A 17,152-nucleotide genomic window follows, 5' to 3' on the forward strand; every position below is an offset into this window, starting at 1 on the left:
TGGGGCTGCCGCCCCAGACCCCGCTTCGGCCCGAAGGGCCTCGTCCTCAAACGCCTGACGGGCTGAGGATGCCTGGTGTTACGACGTCACCGTGAAGTTCCGCAGGATCGCCGCCGTCAGATCCGTGTCGCCCTCCGCCTTTACGCGGTCTGCGGCCGCCTCCGGGGTGACGCGGCCGCAGGCGAGGCGGACGTAGGTTTCCCAGTCGAGGGTGAGGGTGGCGGCGGGGCCCAGCGCGGGGGCCGTTTCGAGGGTGCCGCGGCCCTGGATGTCGATGCGGATCGTGCGGAGGAACTCGATCGGGCCGTGGACGTCGAGGACGATCGCCGAGCTGCGGGGGGCATCGGCCCTGGTGGCGACGATCTCGGGCAGCTTGCCGAGCAGGACGTCGCGGGCCACGTGCGCGCCGGGGGAGTCGAGGTTGCCGGGGCGGCCGAGGGCGGTGCGCAGGTCCTGTTCGTGGACCCAGACGTCGAACGCGTGGGTGCGCATCGACTCTTCGAGGGTGAGCTCCGCGCCGAGCGGGCCGCGGACCTTCGTGCCGGGGTCGCGGGACTCGTTCCGCAGCTGGCGGTTGCGGCGGATGACCGTGTACTCCAGCTCGGACGTCATCTCCGGCGCCGTGTGGTGGCGGCGGACGTCGACCTGCATCTCCATGTAGCGCTGGTGGTCGTTGGTGACGTGGAAGAGGTCGCGCGGGAGGGTGTGGATGGGGCGCGGGTCGCCGAGCATCTCGCAGTCCAGGCCGATGACATGCGACACGACGTCGCGGACCGACCAGCCGGGGCAGGGTGTGCGCCGATTCCACTCGCCCTCCACAAGCGGCGTCACCAGCTCGGATATCGCTTCGATCGAGTGGGTCCAGGCGTCGGCGTAGGGCTGGAGGGTGGGATGCAGACTCACGGAACGGGACCCCTCGGCGGTCGGTACACGGGCGGTTTGTGGCGGCGTTGCCAGTGGGAGGCGGCTCTGTCGGCGGGTGTCTTGAAACGCTAAGTTACGCTGCTGTGAGGCACCCCGGCAGTGCTTTCGTGTGACGATCGTAGGCCCCGTGCGGAAGCCCGTGTGGACCGCTCGAATGCCAGGACGGTGGTAGTGTGCGCGCCTCTTTGCTCCAGATCGACGTCAATGAGGGCGAATCGGTCGAATCGCGTCGGGTGAGGGTTTCCTCGCTGGTACGGGAACAGGCCGGGTCGGCCGACCTCGTCGTCCTGCCCGAGCTGTGGACCACCGGCGCCTTCGCCTACGAGGAGTTCGGCAGCGAGGCCGAGCCGCTCGAAGGCCCGACGTACGAGGCGATGGCGAAGGCCGCGAGCGACGCGGGCGTGTGGCTGCACGCGGGATCGATCCCCGAGCGCGACCCCGAGGGTCCCCTCTACAACACGTCCCTCGTCTTCTCCCCCTCCGGTGATCTGGCCGCCGCGTACCGAAAGATCCATCGGTTCGGCTTCGACAAAGGCGAGGCCGTGCTGATGGGGGCCGGCGCGGAGCTGGTGACGGCGCGTCTGCCCGAGACCACGATCGGTGTGGCCACCTGTTACGACCTCCGTTTCCCCGAGTTGTTCCGCGGCCTCGTCGACGCCGGCGCCGAGACCCTGGTCGTCCCGGCGGGCTGGCCCGAACGCCGACGGGCGCACTGGACGCTGCTGGCTCAGGCGCGGGCGGTGGAGAACCAGGCGTTCGTGCTCGCCTGTGGAACGGCCGGGACGCACGCGGGAGTTCCACAGGCCGGTCACTCGATCGTGGTGGATCCCTGGGGCGAGGTGCTGGCCGAGGCCGGTGCGGGGGAGCAGGTCCTGACGGTGGAGTTCGACCCGGCGAAGGTCGCGGTGACACGGGATCAGTTCCCGGCGCTCAAGGACCGGGTGCTCGGGCTGGCGGCGCCGCGCCGCTGAAACCGGACGTCAGTCGTCCTTCCGCTCCTTCTCCGCCAGGTGGATCACACACACCGCCACCGCGATCAGCAGCGCGGGATCCGCGTCGTCCCGGACGACGTCCACGCCGTACGTCTCCCGCACGTGCAGCCACCGGCGGGAGACCACGGCCAGCAGTTCGCCGTCGTACTCGACGGCGAACTCCCGGTCGAGGATCCTGCCGCTGACGTCGAGTTCCGTGCTGCCGTCCCCCAGGGACACCCGGTAGTGGTTGCGCAGCAGGGACAGCCGTTTGCGGCGGATCGTGGCGAGCGGTTGGCTGTCCCGCTCGATCACCATCGTGTCGCGCAGGGCGAGCATCTTCTGGTGGATGTCGACGAGGACGCGCCCCTCGGTGTCCTTCAGCTCGAAGGTGTCGCGCAGCCGCATCGCCTTGCCGTCGACGAGGAACACCTTGTTGCCCCGGTCGTCCTCGATCCAGTAGTCGTCACCGAAGCCGAGGAGCCGGTCGCGTACGAGGAATCTCATGACACGAGGCGTTCCCCGCCGCCCGCTCCGAAACGCCGCCTGTAGGCCGACGGACTGAGACCCGTCTCGCGGCGCACGCGCGCGCGGAGGTTCGCCGCGGTGCCGAGTCCGCTCCTGGCCGCCACCACGTCCAGCCGCTCCTCGCCGCGCTCGATCAGCCGGCACGCGAGGGCCACCCGCTCCCCCGTCAGCCAGGCCAGCGGCGTCGTCCCCAGCTGCGCCCGGAAGCGGCGGTGCAAGGTGGCCGGTGACACCGCCGCCCGCGCCGCCAGGGCCGCCACCGTCAGCGGCTCCCCCAGCCGCTCCTGCGCCCACGCCAGCAGCGGGGCCAGCGACTCGTCCGGCACGTCCGGTACGGGCCGCTCCACGAACTGCCGCTGCCCGCCGTCCCGGTGGGCTGCGAAGACGAGCCGCCGGGAGACGTGGTTGGCGATCTCGGCACCATGGTCGCGTCGTACGACGTGCAGCCCCAGGTCGAGCGCCGAGGCGCTGCCGGACGCGGTGAGGATGTCCCCGTCGTCGACGAAGAGGACGTCCGGCTCCAGCAGGACGCGCGGGAAGCGGGCCCGGAAGGAGTCGGCCCACATCCAGTGGCAGGCCGCCCGCCGCCCGTCCAGGAGCCCGGCCTCCGCCATGGTGAACGCGCCCGAGCAGAAGCCGAGGAGCCGGGCGCCACGCGCGTGTGCCCGTCGTACGGCGTCCAGCACGCGCGGCGAGCGTGGGGTGTCGGTGTCGGGCCGGTTCGGCACGATCAGCGTGTCCGCCTCGTCCGCCGCCTCCAGCCCGGCGACGCCGGTGAGCGTGAAGAACCCGTCCCGCATCCGGGTGCGCGGCCCGGCGGCGCACAGGGCGAAGTCGTAGAGCTCCCGGCCCAGCTCAGGTCGGCGCAGCCCGAAGACCTCGATGGCACAGCTCATCTCGAAGGGGTTCGAGTTCTCGTCCACGATCAGCACGACTCGGTGCGAGGATCCTTGCGGCATATGCGATTCCTACCAGTTCCACGACGGCCCGGAGACCCCGCACGATGACGGACATGACAGAACCCATCTCCCTGGACCGGGCCCTCGCCTCCTTTACCGAGCAGTGGAGTCCCCGCATCGTCACCACCGTCAACGACTACGACGTCCGCGTGGCCAAGGTCGACGGCGACCACGTCTGGCACGTCCACGACCACACCGACGAGTTCTTCCTGGTCCTCGACGGCGAACTGCACATCTCCCTGCGGGAACCGGCGGGCGAGCGCACGGTCGTCCTCCCCAAGGGCTCCGTCTTCACGGTCCCCCGCGGCACCGAACACAAGCCCCACGCCCCCGCCCCCGCCGCCATCCTCGTCCTCGAACCCACCGGCACCCTGACCGTCGGCGACCGCCACGACGAGGTGCCGGACCATGTGGACGCGACCACCGGGCACGCACTGACCTGACTGTCAGTGCCCGGTGGCACCCTTGGGGCATGAACGGCTCCGCCTCTCGTCGCGTCCGCGTCCGTGCCCCCGAGCTGATCGGCAAGGGCGGCTGGCTGAACACGGGCGGCCGCCCGTACAGCCTCGCCGACCTGCGGGGACGCGTCGTGATCCTGGACTTCTGGACGTTCTGCTGCATCAACTGCCTGCATGTCCTCGACGAGCTCAGAGAGCTGGAGGAGAAGCACCGGGACACCGTGGTCGTCATCGGGGTGCACTCGCCGAAGTTCGTGCACGAGGCCGAGCATCAGGCGGTCGTCGACGCGGTGGAGCGGTACGGCGTGGAGCATCCCGTCCTCGACGACCCCGAGCTCGCCACCTGGAAGCAGTACGCGGTACGGGCCTGGCCGACGCTCGTCGTGGTCGACCCGGAGGGCTACGTCGTCGCGCAGCACGCCGGTGAGGGGCATGTGCACGCCATCGAGCGGCTGGTGACCGAGCTGGAGGCCGAGCACGAAACCAAGGGCACCCTGCGGCGCGGCGACGGGCCGTACGTGGCGCCGGAGCCGAAGCCGACGGTGCTGCGCTTCCCGGGCAAGGCGCTGCGTCTGCCCTCGGGGAACTTCCTGGTCAGCGACACGACCCGGCATCAACTGGTGGAGCTGGAAGAGGATGGCGAGACGGTCGTCCGGCGGATCGGCCAGGGCAGCCGCGGCATGACCAGCAGCACCTGGGGCCGCTCGCGGTTCAACGAGCCGCAGGGCCTGGCCCTGCTGCCGGACGGCTCCGTGGTCGTCGCCGACACGGTGAGCCACGCCCTTCGGCGCTTCGACCCGGAGAGCGGCCGGACCACCACCCTGGCGGGCACCGGCCACCAGTGGATGCAGGGCGACCCCACGTCGGGTCCCGCGCGCGAGGTCAACCTGTCCTCACCGTGGGACGTGGCGTGGTGGCAGGGCAAGGTCTGGATCGCCATGGCCGGCATCCACCAGCTGTGGACGTACGACCCGGCCGAGGGCACCGTCTCCGTCGCCGCGGGCACCTCCAACGAGGGCCTGGTCGACGGCCCGGCCGCCGAGGCATGGTTCGCGCAGCCGTCCGGGCTCGCGGTGTCGGCCGACGGGGAGCGGCTGTGGCTGGCCGACTCCGAGACGTCCGCCCTGCGCCGGGTGGAGCGCGACGGCACCGTCCACACCGCCGTCGGCACCGGCCTCTTCGACTTCGGTCACCGTGACGGTGCCGCCGAACAGGCCCTGTTGCAGCACCCGTTGGGGGTGACGGCCCTGCCCGACGGCTCGGTCGCGGTCTGCGACACGTACATCCACGCGCTGCGTCGCTACGACCCCGCGACCGGTGAGGTCACCACCTTGGCCACGGATCTGCGGGAGCCGTCGGACGCGGTGCTGGTCGGGGACGACATCGTGGTGGTCGAATCGGCGCGCCACCGGCTGACCCGGCTGCGCCTGCCCGAGGAGGCCGTGCGGGTGGACGCGGTCGCCCATCGCACCCAGCGCGCCGCCACCGAAGTCGCCCCGGGAAAGCTCCGGTTGGACGTGATCTTCCAGGCCCCGGCGGGGCAGAAGCTGGACACGCGGTACGGCCCCTCGACCCGTCTCCTGGTCTCCTGCGCCCCGCCCGAGCTGCTGCTCGCCGGGGAGGGCGCGGACACGGACCTCTCCCGCACCCTGGAACTCGATCCGGCTGTCTCCGAGGGCGTTCTGCATGTGTCCGCGATGGCGGCGTCCTGCGACGACGACCCGGACAACGAATACCCCGCCTGCCATGTCCACCAGCAGGACTGGGGCGTGCCGGTCCGGCTGACCCGGACCGGCACGGACCGACTGCCGCTGGTGCTCGCCGGGATGGACGGCGGCGCAGGAGGCGGGGCGGACAGCGAGGCGGAGACTCAGACGCCGTAACCGTCGCTGTACCCGTCCCGCCGGTGGTGGGTCTCCTCGCCGACGACCGGCGTCGCCGGCGGCACCACCACGCGCCTGCGCCTGGCGATGCTGCTGAACGTGGTGACGCCGATCAGTCCGACGATCATCAGAATGATGCCGACCAGGTCGAGATTGACTCCCTCCATGTCCCAGTCGGTCGCGAACGTGAGGATGGCTCCCGCGGCGATGAGGATGATGCATCCGCCGAGGCCCATATGTGTCGCCTCCCTGGTCCGGTGGTTCCGGTCGGAGGCGAGTACCCCACCCGGCCCGAACTACCCCTCCAGGAACGCCACCAGCGAGTTCGCCAGCAGATGCGGGTCGTCCGCGCCGCACAACTCCCGCGCGCTGTGCATCGACAGGATCGCCACACCGATGTCGACGGTCTTGATGCCGTGCCGGGCCGCGGTGATCGGGCCGATCGTGGTGCCGCAGGGCATCGAGTTGTTGGAGACGAAGGACTGGAAGGGGACGTCGGCCTTCTCGCAGGCCGCCGCCCAGACCGCCCGGCCCGAACCGTCGGTGGCGTAGCGGTTGTTGACGTTGACCTTCAGGATCGGCCCGCCGTTGACGCGCGGGTGGTGCGTCGGGTCGTGGCGCTCGGCGTAGTTGGGGTGGACCGCGTGGCCCGTGTCGGAGGAGAGACAGACGGTGCCCGCGAAGGCACGCGCTCTGTCCTCGTACGACCCGCCGCGCGCGAACACCGAACGCTCCAGGACGCCGCCCAGCAGCGGCCCGTCGGCGCCGGTGTCGCTCTGCGAGCCGTTCTCCTCGTGGTCGAAGGCGGCCAGCACCGGGATGGACGGCAGTCCGGCGCCCGAGCCCGCCACCGCGGTGAGCGCCGCCGCGCCGGCGTGGACCGACAGCAGGTTGTCCATGCGCGGGCCCGCGACCAGTTCCTTGTCCCGGCCGAGGTAGGCCGGGGGTTCCACGGAGTGCGTCATCAGGTCCCAGCCCGTGACCTCGCCGGCCGCGAGACCCGCCGTCTCCTCCAGGAAGGCGATCAGGTCGCCGTCCCGCACATCGTTGCCCAGGCCCCAGATGGGCTGCAGATGCCGCTGCTTGTCGAGCTTGAGCCCCTCCGCCGACACGGAACGGTCCAGGTGGATGGCGAGTTGGGGGACGCGCAGCAGCGGACGGTCCACGTTCACCAGCCGGGTCGTACCGTCCCGCAGGGTCAGCCGGCCCGCCAGGCCCAGGTCGCGGTCGAGCCAGGAGTTGAGCAGCGGTCCGCCGTAGATCTCCACGGCCACCTGCCGCCAGCCGTGCGCCCCGGTGTCCGGCAGCGGCTTCACCCGCAGGTTGGGGGAGTCCGTGTGCGCGCCGACGATCCGGAACGGCGTGTGGGGCGCCGCGCCCTCGGGGACGTACCAGGCCACGATCGCGCCACCGCGCAGCACGTACTTGCCGCCGCTCGACCCGTCCCAGGCGTCCGTCTCCGCGACCTGCCGGAAGCCGGCCTTTTCCAGCCGCTCGGCGGTGTTCGCCACGGCGTGGTACGGCGACGGGCTCGCCGCGAGGAAGGACATGAGGTCGTCGGTGTGGCCGCGGTCGAAGCGGGGGGGTTCGCTCATGGGGTTCACCTTAACGACGTACGAGGGCCCGCTCCCGGTGAAGAGGAGCGGGCCCTCGTAAGGACGATGCGGATTGTCCGTGAGTGACTGGAACGGACTGGAAGGAGCGGCCGGAACCGGAGGCTAGAACGCCGCCTCGTCCAGCTCCATCAGCTCCAGGTCGATGCCCTCGGCGATCTTGCGGGCGCCGGTGACGCCCGGCAGGACGTTGGCCGCGAAGAACTTCGCCGCCGCGATCTTGCCCGCGTAGAACGCCTTGTCCTTCGCGGACGCGGTCTGAAGCTTCTCGGCGGCGACCGCGGCGCCCTTGAGCAGCAGGTAGCCGACGACGACGTCACCGGAGGCCAGCAGCAGGCGGGTGGTGTTCAGACCGACCTTGTAGATGTTCTTGACGTCCTGCTCGGTGGCCGCGAGGTCGGTCAGCATCAGGCCGACGATCGCCTCCAGCTCCACGGCCGCCTTCGCGAGGTGCTCGCGGGCCGCGCCCAGCTCCTCGCCGCCCTCGCCGAGCGCCAGGAACTTCTTGATGTCCTCGGCGAGCGAGTTCAGCGCGGCGCCCTGGTTGCGGACGATCTTCCGGAAGAAGTAGTCCTGGCCCTGGATCGCGGTCGTGCCCTCGTACAGGGTGTCGATCTTGGCGTCGCGGATGTACTGCTCGATCGGGTACTCCTGCAGGAAGCCGGAGCCGCCGAAGGTCTGCAGCGACTGGGCGAGCTGCTCGTAGCCCTTCTCGGAGCCGTAGCCCTTGACGATCGGCAGGAGCAGGTCGTTGAGCGCGTGCTCGCTCTTCGCGTCCTCGCCGGCCGCCTCCTTCACCGCGATCGCGTCCTGCACCGACGCCGTGTACAGCACCAGCGCGCGCATGCCCTCCGCGTACGCCTTCTGCGTCATGAGCGAGCGGCGCACGTCCGGGTGGTGGGTGATGGTGACCTTGGGCGCGGTCTTGTCCATGAAGTTGGCCAGGTCGGGTCCCTGGACGCGCTCCTTGGCGTACTCCAGCGCGTTCAGGTAGCCCGTCGACAGCGTGGAGATCGCCTTCGTGCCGACCATCATGCGGGCGAACTCGATGATGCGGAACATCTGGCGGATGCCGTCGTGCCTGTCGCCGATCAGCCAGCCCTTGGCGGGGTGCTGGTCGCCGAAGGTCATCTCGCAGGTGTTGGAGGCCTTCAGGCCCATCTTGTGCTCGACGTTCGTGGCGTAGACGCCGTTGCGCTCGCCCAGCTCGCCGGTCTCGAAGTCGAAGAGGTACTTCGGGACGAGGAAGAGGGACAGGCCCTTGGTGCCCGGACCGGCACCTTCGGGGCGGGCCAGCACGTAGTGAAGGATGTTCTCCTCCATGTCGTGCTCACCGGACGTGATGAAGCGCTTGACGCCCTCGATGTGCCAGGAGCCGTCCTCCTGCTGGACCGCCTTGGTGCGGCTGGCGCCCACGTCCGAACCGGCGTCCGGCTCGGTCAGCACCATGGTGGAGCCCCAGGTCCGCTCGACCGCTATCTGGGCGATCTTCTTCTGGACCTCGGTGCCCTCGTCGTAGAGGATCCCGGCGAACGCCGGGCCGGAGGAGTACATCCACACGGCCGGGTTCGAGCCGAGGATCAGCTCCGCGTACGCCCAGATCAGGGACGGCGGAGCCGTCGTGCCGCCGATGGCCTCGGGCAGGCCGAGCCGCCAGTACTCGGAGTTCATGAAGGCCTTGTAGCTCTTCTTGAAGGACGCCGGGACCGGCGCGGTGTTCGTCTCGGGGTCGAAGACCGGCGGGTTGCGGTCGGCGTCCGTGAAGGACTCCGCCAGCTCGTTCTCGGCGAGGCGGGTCAGCTCCTCGAGGATGCTTTTCGCGGTCTCGGTGTCCATCTCCTCGAACGGACCGGTGCCATACAGCTTGTCGCGTCCCAGTACTTCGAAGAGGTTGAACTCGATGTCGCGGAGATTTGACTTGTAGTGCCCCATGGCGATGACTCCGTAGAGGGATCGGCGAGGCACTTGATCCTCGCGCTAGTTCACGTACCAACAAGTAGCTACGATGATGCTACCCGTCAGTAATAAGACGCAACCCCGATACGGTCATCTGTGACAGGTCACACCGGAGAGGGCAGACCGGAGCGTCAGACCGGAACCGTCAGGTCCGCGGTGTAGCCGCCGGCCACGCTGCCCTTCATCACCGCCATCTGCTGGTCGTAGCCGTCGCTGAAGATGCCGCCCGTCTCCAGGGACAGCCGGCTCAGGTTCGTCACGCTCCGGCCGTAGCCGTCCGAGGCGTACACCGTGTCGCAGACGTCCTTCGGGAACGCGAGCTGCGAGGTGTTCGTGAGGGAAGTGGCGGCCGTGGCATCGGCGAGGCTGCCGTAGACCTCGAAGTGGATGTGCGGCCAGCGGCCCTCGTAGCAGCCGGGGAAGACGCTCCTGAAGGTGACCTGGCCCTTCTCGTCGGTCTCCTGGACGCCGCGGAGGTAGTTCTCGTCAGTGACGCCCTCGGAGTACAGGGAGTAGGCGCCCTCCCGGTCGCAGTGCCAGAGGTAGACGGCGGCGCCCTTCTTCGGCGTCCCGCAGCCGGAGGCGGCGTCGACGACCGTGAGGGTGACCGTCAGGGGCACGCCCTCGGCGGTACCGCCCGCCGAGTCGCCGAAGCTCCGGGTGATGTCGCTGCGGACGACCCCGCTCTCCTTCAGGACGTTCACGCCGTTCGAGCCGTCGCCGGGGAAGGGGCCGGCGGTCTCCTCCGGGATGGTCGCGCACTCCGCGGAGGAAGAGCTTCCGGAGGTGGAGCCCTTGGAGGAGGACGCGGCCGAAGAGGACGTGGCCGACGAGGACACCGAGGTGTCCTCGTCCGCACTGCATCCCACCAGCGGCACCAGTCCGGCCCCCGCCATCAGCCGGATCATCCGGCGGCGGGCGAGTACGGGAAGGTCGTACGAGAGCCCTCTGTCGTGTTCGTGGACGTCGTCGTCGTGGTCACGGTGCATGGCTGTCCCCTCGCTGGAGCGGTGCCGGCTGCGGTGCTCCCTCGGTGGGACAGACGCTATGAGCGGCGGCTGCGGGAAACCAGCACGGCGGCTGTCAAGTCACTGTCGAGTCGCTGTCGGTTTGCCGGGGCACCCGTACCGCCACGCCGTACCGGCCGCTCTCGGTACTCTTGCGCCCATGTACGGCTACGACCAGAACGTCGGTGCACAGCAGCAGTACGCCCCGCCGCAGCAGCCCATGGCCGGCGGTGGAGGCGGGTACGGCCAGCAGCCGCCGCTCTACCCCGAGCCGTCCCCGCCCTCGCTCGCGGACGCGGTGCGGGCCTTCACCACCGGGCAGATGGCCGCGGAGGACTTCCAGCAGGTCTTCGCGACGTCGAAGGTCTACTGCCCGCGCGGTGACAACCCGGGCTTCCTCGCCCTGCACAACACCCAGCAGCCGGTGATCCCGATGTTCACCTCGCTGAAGGAGCTGCGCCGGTACGCGGGCAAGGAGTCCAAGTACTTCGTCATCACCGGCGCCGAGGTGATCGACCTGCTCCCGACCGGCTACGGCTTCGTCCTCGACATGGAGGGCGAGCACCGCATGGTCTTCGACGCGAAGGCCGTGGAGCAGATGGTCGAGTTCGCGATGCGGCGGATGTACGGCGGCTAGGACCGTCACGCCGGTCCTTCACGCCGGTCCTTCACGCCTCGGCTCCCGCGCCGGTCCCCTACGCCTTGAGCCGCAGCGCCAGCCCGTCGAGGACCACGTCGAGGCCGTAGGCGAACTTCTCGTCGCGCAGGGCCACGGGGGCCACGCTCGCCGAGACGGCGTCCGCATAGCCCTCGACCAGGTGCTCGTGGCCCGCGGCGGCCTGCTGGGCGGCCGGCCGCTGGCCGCGACCTGGTGCACCAGCCCCGGCGAGGTGATCGCCGTACGGGTCGCGATGGGGGTCGGCGGGGCGCTGATCATGCCGTCCACCCTGTCGATCCTCATCACCGTCTTCGACGAGGAGGAGCGCGGCAAGGCGATGGCGGCCTGGAGCTCGGTGTCCATGCTCGGCCTGGTCGGCAGCCCGGTGCTGGGCGGTGTCCTGATCGAGCACTTCTCCTGGCAGTCGATCTTCTTCATCAACGTGCCGATCGTGGCGCTCGCCGTCGTCGCCGGTCTCACGCTGATGCCGGAGTCCAGGGCGCCCTGGCAGAAGGCGGACCCGCTGGGCGCGGTGCTGTCGGCGGTCGGGATGACGGCCCTGGTCTGGTGGATCATCGAGCTTCCGCAGCACGGTGCGCTGGGCGGCCGCTCCACGGTCACCCCGGTGGTGGCGCTCGCCTCCCTGGCCGGCTTCGTGATCTGGGAGAACGTCACCAAGTCCCCCATGGTCCCGCTGGGCCTGTTCAGGCACCGCAACTTCAGCGGCGGCTCGCTCTCCCTGGCGCTCGTCCAGATCGGCAACGGCGGTCTGCTGCTGGTCCTCACTCAGTACCTGCAGTTCGTGCTCGGCTACTCGCCCCTGGAGGCGGGCCTCGCCTTCCGGCCGCTGGCGATCACCGCCCTGCTCGGCAACGGCGTGGGCGTCGAGCTCGCCGCGCGGTACGGCAACCGGTGGGTGATCCTCGCGGGGATGCTGGTGATGGTGGCCTGCTTCGCCCTCATGGCCACGGTCTCGGCGGACTCCGGCTTCACGGTCCCGGCGGTGGCGCTCGGTCTCCTCGGCCTCGGCGCGGGTCTGGCGATGCCGGCCGCGGTGGGCGCGCTGATGGGCACCATCCCCGAGGACAAGGCGGGCGTCGGCTCGGCCCTGAACGACACCATCCAGCAGGCCGGCACCGCGCTGGGCATCGCGATCCTGGGCTCGCTGCTGTCGAGCGGCTACGCGGACCGGATGCCCGAGGGGGCGCCGGAGGAGGCGAAGCACTCGATCGCCGGGGCGGTGGCCGAGGGCGACGCCGGTCTGGTCGCGGCGGCCCGCGAGGCCTTCGCCGCCTCGATGTCCACCACCTTCACGGTCAGCGCGATCGGCGTCCTGGCGGCGGCGCTGCTGGCGACACTGGTGCTGCGGGACGACCGGCGCAAGCCCCCGGTCGCGGAGCACCTGCCCGCAGCGGACCGCACCGCCGGGAAGCGGCCCGAACCGGCCGTCTGACCACGCCGCCCCGGCTCTTCCTGGCACACTGAGCCGCCTCCTGAACACCGGGTCCTTGTGACGAAGGCCGACACCCGCCCCGGGTGTCGGCCTTCGGCTGTGCCCGGCGGGAATGGCCTCCGGGCTTTCCGCGTTAGGAGTGGCAGAAAGTTCAATGCTCAACTAAACTGGCCGCACAAGGAGGTACCGACATGCCTGCAGTGACCGTCGAGAACCCGCTGACGCTGCCCCGTGTCGCCGCGCCCGCGGAGGCGGTGGCCCGTCCCGTGCTCGCCGTCACGACCGCGCCGAGCGGTTTCGAGGGCGAGGGCTTCCCGGTGCGCCGTGCGTTCGCCGGGATCAACTACCGCTATCTGGACCCGTTCATCATGATGGACCAGATGGGCGAGGTGGACTACGCGCCGGGCGAGCCCAAGGGCACTCCCTGGCACCCGCACCGCGGCTTCGAGACCGTCACCTACATCATCGACGGGATCTTCGACCACCAGGACTCCAACGGCGGCGGTGGCACCATCACCAACGGCGACACCCAGTGGATGACGGCCGGCAGCGGCCTCCTCCACATCGAGGCCCCGCCGGAGTCCCTCGTCATGTCCGGCGGTCTCTTCCACGGCCTGCAGCTGTGGGTGAACCTCCCGGCCAGGGACAAGATGATGGCGCCGCGCTACCAGGACATCCGGGGCGGCAGCGTCCAGTTGCTCACCACCCCCGACGGCGGCGCGCTCCTGCGTGTCATCGCGGGCGAGCTGGACGGCCACCAGGGCCCCGGCATCACCCACACCCCGATCACGATGATCCACGCGACCCTCGCCCCGGGCGCGGAGATCACCCTGCCGTGGCGCGAGGACTTCAACGGCCTCGCGTACGTCCTCGCGGGCCGCGGCACGGTCGGTGCGGAACGCCGCCCGGTCGAGCTGGGCCAGACGGCCGTCTTCGGCGACGGCGGCTCCCTGACCGTCCGCGCCGACGAGAAGCAGGACTCCCACACGCCGGACCTGGAGGTCGTCCTCCTGGGCGGGCAGCCGATCCGTGAGCCGATGGCCCACTACGGCCCCTTCGTCATGAACACGCGTGACGAACTCCAGCAGGCCTTCGACGACTTCCAGAAGGGCCGGCTGGGGACGATCCCGGCCGTCCACGGGATGAGCGAGAGCGGGCCGACCGAGGGCTGATGCCGCTCAGGGCGGGGCCGGTGAGCAGTGGAGCAGCTCACCGGCCCCGCCTCTGCGCTGCCACCCCCGCTGGATTCCGGCGGAGTACGGCCGTCACCCGCCCGGTCCGCCCGCACACGACAGCCCTGCCCCGCGCATGATCCGCTGGAACCGTGCAGGCCCCCACCCCGCTGCTCCCCGACCCCGTCCGGCGGCTCGCCGCCTGGTGTGCCGTCGTGTTGCTCGTCGCCGGGGTCGTCTATGTCGGGATCCGGCTGGCCGTGGAGTTCAGTACGGCGGTCGTGCCCGTGCTGCTCGCGCTGCTCGGGACGGCGCTGCTCGGGCCGTTGCACCGGCGGCTGGTGCAGGCCAAGGTGAACCGGTCCGTCGCCGCCGGGCTGACCTGTGTCGCCGTGGTGGCCGTCGTCGGTGGGGCGGTGTACATCGTCGCAGCCGCGGTCGTCGAGTCCGGCGACCAGATCGTCACCGCGCTCAAGCAGGCGGCCGAGGACCTCGCCGAACACTTCGGGGCCGCCGGGACCTCGCTGGACGATGTCGCCTCCAACGCCCGGGAGTTGCTCACCAAGTTCGGCGGGACGGCCGCCTCCGGGGTCCTCAGCGGGGTCAGTGTCGTGGGCGAGAGCATCGCCATGGCCGTACTCGCGCTGCTGCTCGTCTTCTTCTTCCTGCGGGACTCCGACCAGGCCGCCGACGCCCTGCGGTCCGCCGTTCCGGGCGGGGCGGGGGAGGTGGTGGAGGCCATGGCCCGGCGGGCGTTCCGGGCCGTGGAGGGGTTTATGCGGGGGACGACCTTCGTCGCCCTCATCGACGCCCTCTGCATCACCGTCGGGCTGCTGGTCCTCGACGTTCCGGGCGCGGTCGGGCTCGGCGCGCTCGTCTTCGTCGGGGCCTACATCCCCTACCTCGGCGCCTTCCTCTCGGGAGCGGTGGCCGTGCTGGTCGCGCTCGCCGACCGGGGGTTCGTGATCGCGCTGTGGGTGCTGGCCGTCGTGCTCGCCGTGCAGGTCCTGGAAGGGCATGTGCTGACGCCCATGATCCAGAGCCGGACCGTGCAGATGCATCCGGCCCTCGTCATGGTGGCGATCACCGCGGGGGCGTCCGTGGCCGGAGTCCTCGGCATGCTCCTCGCCGTACCGCTCACCGCCGCCGCCTTCGGCGTCGTCCACGAACTGAGGGAGCGTTACGCCGGCCCCGAGCCCTCAGAACCCTCCGAGTCCCCCGAACCACCGGAGCCACCCGAGCCCACGGCACCGTCCGCCTCGTAGAGCTCGAACCAGATGCTCTTGCCCTCGCCCCGCGGGTCCACGCCCCACGCCTGGGCCAGCAGCTCGATCAGCATCAGGCCCCGCCCGGAGGACGCCAGTTCCCCGGGCCGACGCTTGTGCGGCAGGTCGTCGCTGGTGTCCGTCACCTCGACGCGTATCCGGCGGTCCCCCGAGGCACCCCGCACCTCGGCGAGGAGCAGGGCGTCGGCGTCGGTGTGGACGAGGACGTTGGTGAGCGTCTCGGACAGGAGCAGGACCGCCGAGTCCACCTGGTCCTCGGAGGCCCAGTCGTGCAGCAGCTCCCGCAGCTGCTGACGGGCCACCGCGACCCGCTCCGGCTCGTCCTGCGCGACCGTGAGCATGGTCCGCCGGATCGTCGGCCGCACGGTGATCGGGTCGCCGCAGCCGCAGCCCTCACCCTCCCGGTGCAGCAGCAGTACCGCTATGTCGTCCTCGCGCCGGTCGGCGAGCGGGCCGGTGGTGTGGTGGGAGGACGGGCCGTGGACGGCCTGGACGAGGGCGTCGGCGAGTGCCTCCAGGTCGCCGTCGTGGTCCTCCAGGATCGCGCGGATGCGCTTCCAGCCGGTCTCCAGGTCGTGGCCGCCGGTCTCGATCAGCCCGTCCGTGCAGATCAGCATGGTCTCGCCGGGTTCCAGGGTGATCCGGGTCGTCGGGTAGTCGGCGTCCGGGTCGATGCCCAGCGGAAGCCCGCCGGCCGTCGGGCGGGACAGCACCGTGCCGTCGGTCATCCGGATCGCCGGGTCGGGGTGCCCGGCACGGGCGATGTCCAGCAGGCCGGTCGCGGGGTCGACCTCGACGTAGAGGCAGGTCGCGAAGCGCAGGTCGGACGGGTCCTCGTCGACGGAGCCGAACGTCATCCCGTGCAGGAAACGGGAGGCGCGGGAGAGCACGGCGTCGGGGCGGTGCCCCTCGGAGGCGTAGGCGCGCAGTGCGATCCGGAGCTGGCCCATCAGACCGGCCGCGCGCACGTCATGGCCCTGGACGTCACCGATGACGAGGGCGAAACGGCCTTGCCCGGACTTCGTCCGGGAGGTGCCCCCGGGCAGCGGGATCATGTCGTACCAGTCGCCGCCGACCTGGAGCCCGCCGCCGGTCGGGACATAGCGTGCGGCGACCCTCATGCCCGGTATCTCGGGGCCCAGCCGGGGCAGCATCGAGCGCTGGAGGCCGTCCGTGAGTTCCCGCGCTGACTCCGCGGCCTCGGCGCGCGACAGGGCCTGGGCGAGCATGCGGGCCACCGTCGTCAGCACGGACCGCTCGTCGGGCGTGAACGCGACCGGATAGGTGAACGCCGCCATCCAGGCGCCCATCGTGCGGCCGGCCACGGTCAGCGGCAGGAACGCCCAGGACTGCCGGTTGAAGTGCGCGGCGAGGGGCCAGGTGAGGGGGTAGCGGTCCTTGTACTGCTCGGGCGTGGAGAGGTAGACGGCACGGCCGGTGCGGACCACCTCGGCGGCCGGGTAGTCGGTGTCCAGGGCCATGTGCGAGAAGGGGCTCTCGTCGCCGGGCTGATGGCCGTGGTGGCCGATGATCGTCAGGCGGTCCCCCGTGACGCCGAACACCGCGAGGCCGTCCGGTGAGAAGCCCGGCATCGACAGGCCCGCCGCGACCCGCAGCACCTCCTCCGTGGACCGCGCCTCGGCCAGCGCCCGGCCCGCGTCCAGCAGGAACGCCTCCCGTGAGCGCCGCCAGTCGCCGGTGACCGCCGTACGCCCGGCAGGGGTCCCCGGCGTCGGTTCGGTGACCTCCTGGAGGGAGCCGGTCACCTCGTACGACCGTTTCTCGCGGTCGAAGGAGGCGTGGAAGCGGCTGCGGCCGACCCGGATGACCCGGCCCCGCTCGTCCATGATCCGCACCCGCGCCTCGCCGAGCGTGCCCTCGGCCACCGCGAGCTGGATCACCCCGCTGATCTCGTTCCAGTCGACCGGGTGCAGGCGTGAGCGCACCTGGGCCTGGCTGAGGGTGGCCTGTTCGGGGGGCAGCCCGAGCAGCCGTGCCGCCTCCGCGTCGACTGTGACCAGTCCCGTGGCGGTGTTCCAGTGCCACAGTCCGGTCGCGAGGGCGGCGAGAACCTCCCCCACGGTGGGCAGGGGCTCACCAGTGCGCATTGCCCTACTTTAAGAACAGGTGATCGCAGACTGCCACCGAAGCTGTATGGGGCACCCGGTCGGGACGTGCCCGGGGTGGGGCCGTGGGCGCGGCCAAATGGTGGGGAGCCGATCTTGGGGTCCCCGGTAGGCTTGGGGGAAGTTTCACGTGAAACACGCCCCCCCGATCCGCGAAG

The 17,152-nt window shown here is 70.9% G+C and carries 15 protein-coding genes; 7 read left to right on the plus strand and 8 right to left on the minus strand.

The window, feature by feature from the left end; genetic code table 11:
- Positions 1 to 78: 78 nt before the first annotated feature.
- The gene (locus ABIE67_RS24190; protein ID WP_370260824.1) at positions 79 to 903 is read right to left on the minus strand and encodes a maleylpyruvate isomerase family mycothiol-dependent enzyme; all 825 of its coding nucleotides are present in this window, start codon (positions 901 to 903) and stop codon (positions 79 to 81) included.
- Between the two features lie 194 nt (positions 904 to 1,097).
- Between ABIE67_RS24190 and ABIE67_RS24195 the strand changes: the two genes are divergently transcribed.
- A complete protein-coding gene (locus tag ABIE67_RS24195; RefSeq protein ID WP_370260829.1) occupies positions 1,098 to 1,895 on the plus strand; it encodes a carbon-nitrogen family hydrolase in 798 nt (265 codons plus the stop codon).
- Positions 1,896 to 1,904: 9 nt separating this feature from the next.
- Here ABIE67_RS24195 and ABIE67_RS24200 read toward each other — a convergent pair whose 3' ends face one another.
- Positions 1,905 to 2,402 (minus strand): LURP-one-related/scramblase family protein, encoded by a 498-nt coding sequence (locus tag ABIE67_RS24200; protein WP_370260832.1) that lies wholly within the window; start codon positions 2,400 to 2,402, stop codon positions 1,905 to 1,907.
- Complete coding sequence (locus tag ABIE67_RS24205) at positions 2,399 to 3,382, minus strand: helix-turn-helix domain-containing protein (RefSeq protein WP_370260835.1); 984 nt, start codon at positions 3,380 to 3,382, stop codon at positions 2,399 to 2,401. Before ABIE67_RS24205 ends, ABIE67_RS24200 begins: the two co-directional genes overlap by 4 nt.
- A gap of 53 nt (positions 3,383 to 3,435) precedes the next feature.
- On the opposite strand from ABIE67_RS24205, the gene ABIE67_RS24210 reads away from it, so the two are divergent.
- Positions 3,436 to 3,825 (plus strand): cupin domain-containing protein, encoded by a 390-nt coding sequence (locus ABIE67_RS24210; RefSeq protein WP_370260837.1) that lies wholly within the window; start codon positions 3,436 to 3,438, stop codon positions 3,823 to 3,825.
- 29 nt (positions 3,826 to 3,854) lie between these two features.
- Positions 3,855 to 5,723 carry a thioredoxin-like domain-containing protein gene (locus ABIE67_RS24215; RefSeq protein WP_370260841.1) on the plus strand — a complete coding sequence of 623 codons (1,869 nt, stop codon included), beginning with the start codon at positions 3,855 to 3,857 and terminating at the stop codon, positions 5,721 to 5,723.
- On the opposite strand, the gene ABIE67_RS24220 is transcribed toward ABIE67_RS24215, so the two are convergent.
- The 4 genes from ABIE67_RS24220 to ABIE67_RS24235 all read right to left on the minus strand — a co-directional run bounded on the left by ABIE67_RS24220 (position 5,711) and on the right by ABIE67_RS24235 (position 10,281).
- Positions 5,711 to 5,959 (minus strand): DUF6458 family protein, encoded by a 249-nt coding sequence (locus tag ABIE67_RS24220; RefSeq protein ID WP_370260844.1) that lies wholly within the window; start codon positions 5,957 to 5,959, stop codon positions 5,711 to 5,713. The two genes, ABIE67_RS24215 and ABIE67_RS24220, sit on opposite strands and share 13 nt — an antisense overlap.
- A 60-nt stretch (positions 5,960 to 6,019) precedes the next feature.
- A complete protein-coding gene (locus ABIE67_RS24225; RefSeq protein ID WP_370260849.1) occupies positions 6,020 to 7,318 on the minus strand; it encodes a M18 family aminopeptidase in 1,299 nt (432 codons plus the stop codon).
- 123 nt (positions 7,319 to 7,441) lie between these two features.
- Positions 7,442 to 9,268: an acyl-CoA dehydrogenase gene (locus ABIE67_RS24230; protein WP_370268862.1), complete on the minus strand. Its 1,827-nt coding sequence runs from the start codon at positions 9,266 to 9,268 to the stop codon at positions 7,442 to 7,444.
- A gap of 155 nt (positions 9,269 to 9,423) precedes the next feature.
- Positions 9,424 to 10,281: an intradiol ring-cleavage dioxygenase gene (locus ABIE67_RS24235; protein ID WP_370260855.1), complete on the minus strand. Its 858-nt coding sequence runs from the start codon at positions 10,279 to 10,281 to the stop codon at positions 9,424 to 9,426.
- Positions 10,282 to 10,459: 178 nt separating this feature from the next.
- On the opposite strand from ABIE67_RS24235, the gene ABIE67_RS24240 reads away from it, so the two are divergent.
- The 4 genes from ABIE67_RS24240 (at position 10,460) to ABIE67_RS24255 (ending at position 14,847) form a co-directional block, all read left to right on the plus strand.
- The gene (locus ABIE67_RS24240; RefSeq protein WP_370260858.1) at positions 10,460 to 10,936 is read left to right on the plus strand and encodes an SseB family protein; all 477 of its coding nucleotides are present in this window, start codon (positions 10,460 to 10,462) and stop codon (positions 10,934 to 10,936) included.
- A gap of 181 nt (positions 10,937 to 11,117) precedes the next feature.
- Positions 11,118 to 12,410: an MFS transporter gene (locus ABIE67_RS24245; RefSeq protein WP_370260860.1), complete on the plus strand. Its 1,293-nt coding sequence runs from the start codon at positions 11,118 to 11,120 to the stop codon at positions 12,408 to 12,410.
- 191 nt (positions 12,411 to 12,601) lie between these two features.
- On the plus strand, positions 12,602 to 13,582 hold the full coding sequence (locus tag ABIE67_RS24250) for a pirin family protein (protein ID WP_370260862.1): 981 nt from the start codon (positions 12,602 to 12,604) through the stop codon (positions 13,580 to 13,582).
- A gap of 152 nt (positions 13,583 to 13,734) precedes the next feature.
- Positions 13,735 to 14,847: an AI-2E family transporter gene (locus ABIE67_RS24255; RefSeq protein ID WP_370260864.1), complete on the plus strand. Its 1,113-nt coding sequence runs from the start codon at positions 13,735 to 13,737 to the stop codon at positions 14,845 to 14,847.
- On the opposite strand, the gene ABIE67_RS24260 is transcribed toward ABIE67_RS24255, so the two are convergent.
- The gene (locus ABIE67_RS24260; RefSeq protein WP_370260869.1) at positions 14,763 to 16,976 is read right to left on the minus strand and encodes a SpoIIE family protein phosphatase; all 2,214 of its coding nucleotides are present in this window, start codon (positions 16,974 to 16,976) and stop codon (positions 14,763 to 14,765) included. The two genes, ABIE67_RS24255 and ABIE67_RS24260, sit on opposite strands and share 85 nt — an antisense overlap.
- Positions 16,977 to 17,152: the final 176 nt, after the last annotated feature.

The organism is Streptomyces sp. V4I8, assembly GCF_041261225.1.
Lineage (GTDB): Bacteria > Actinomycetota > Actinomycetes > Streptomycetales > Streptomycetaceae > Streptomyces.

Coding starts and splice junctions, on each gene's coding strand:
- ABIE67_RS24235 (WP_370260855.1), bottom strand. CDS start 10,281: ATGCACCGTGACCACGACGACGACGTCCACGAACACGACAGAGGGCTC.
- ABIE67_RS24240 (WP_370260858.1), top strand. CDS start 10,460: ATGTACGGCTACGACCAGAACGTCGGTGCACAGCAGCAGTACGCCCCG.
- ABIE67_RS24220 (WP_370260844.1), bottom strand. CDS start 5,959: ATGGGCCTCGGCGGATGCATCATCCTCATCGCCGCGGGAGCCATCCTC.
- ABIE67_RS24200 (WP_370260832.1), bottom strand. CDS start 2,402: ATGAGATTCCTCGTACGCGACCGGCTCCTCGGCTTCGGTGACGACTAC.
- ABIE67_RS24205 (WP_370260835.1), bottom strand. CDS start 3,382: ATGCCGCAAGGATCCTCGCACCGAGTCGTGCTGATCGTGGACGAGAAC.
- ABIE67_RS24225 (WP_370260849.1), bottom strand. CDS start 7,318: ATGAGCGAACCCCCCCGCTTCGACCGCGGCCACACCGACGACCTCATG.
- ABIE67_RS24250 (WP_370260862.1), top strand. CDS start 12,602: ATGCCTGCAGTGACCGTCGAGAACCCGCTGACGCTGCCCCGTGTCGCC.
- ABIE67_RS24215 (WP_370260841.1), top strand. CDS start 3,855: ATGAACGGCTCCGCCTCTCGTCGCGTCCGCGTCCGTGCCCCCGAGCTG.
- ABIE67_RS24230 (WP_370268862.1), bottom strand. CDS start 9,268: ATGGGGCACTACAAGTCAAATCTCCGCGACATCGAGTTCAACCTCTTC.
- ABIE67_RS24260 (WP_370260869.1), bottom strand. CDS start 16,976: ATGCGCACTGGTGAGCCCCTGCCCACCGTGGGGGAGGTTCTCGCCGCC.
- ABIE67_RS24210 (WP_370260837.1), top strand. CDS start 3,436: ATGACAGAACCCATCTCCCTGGACCGGGCCCTCGCCTCCTTTACCGAG.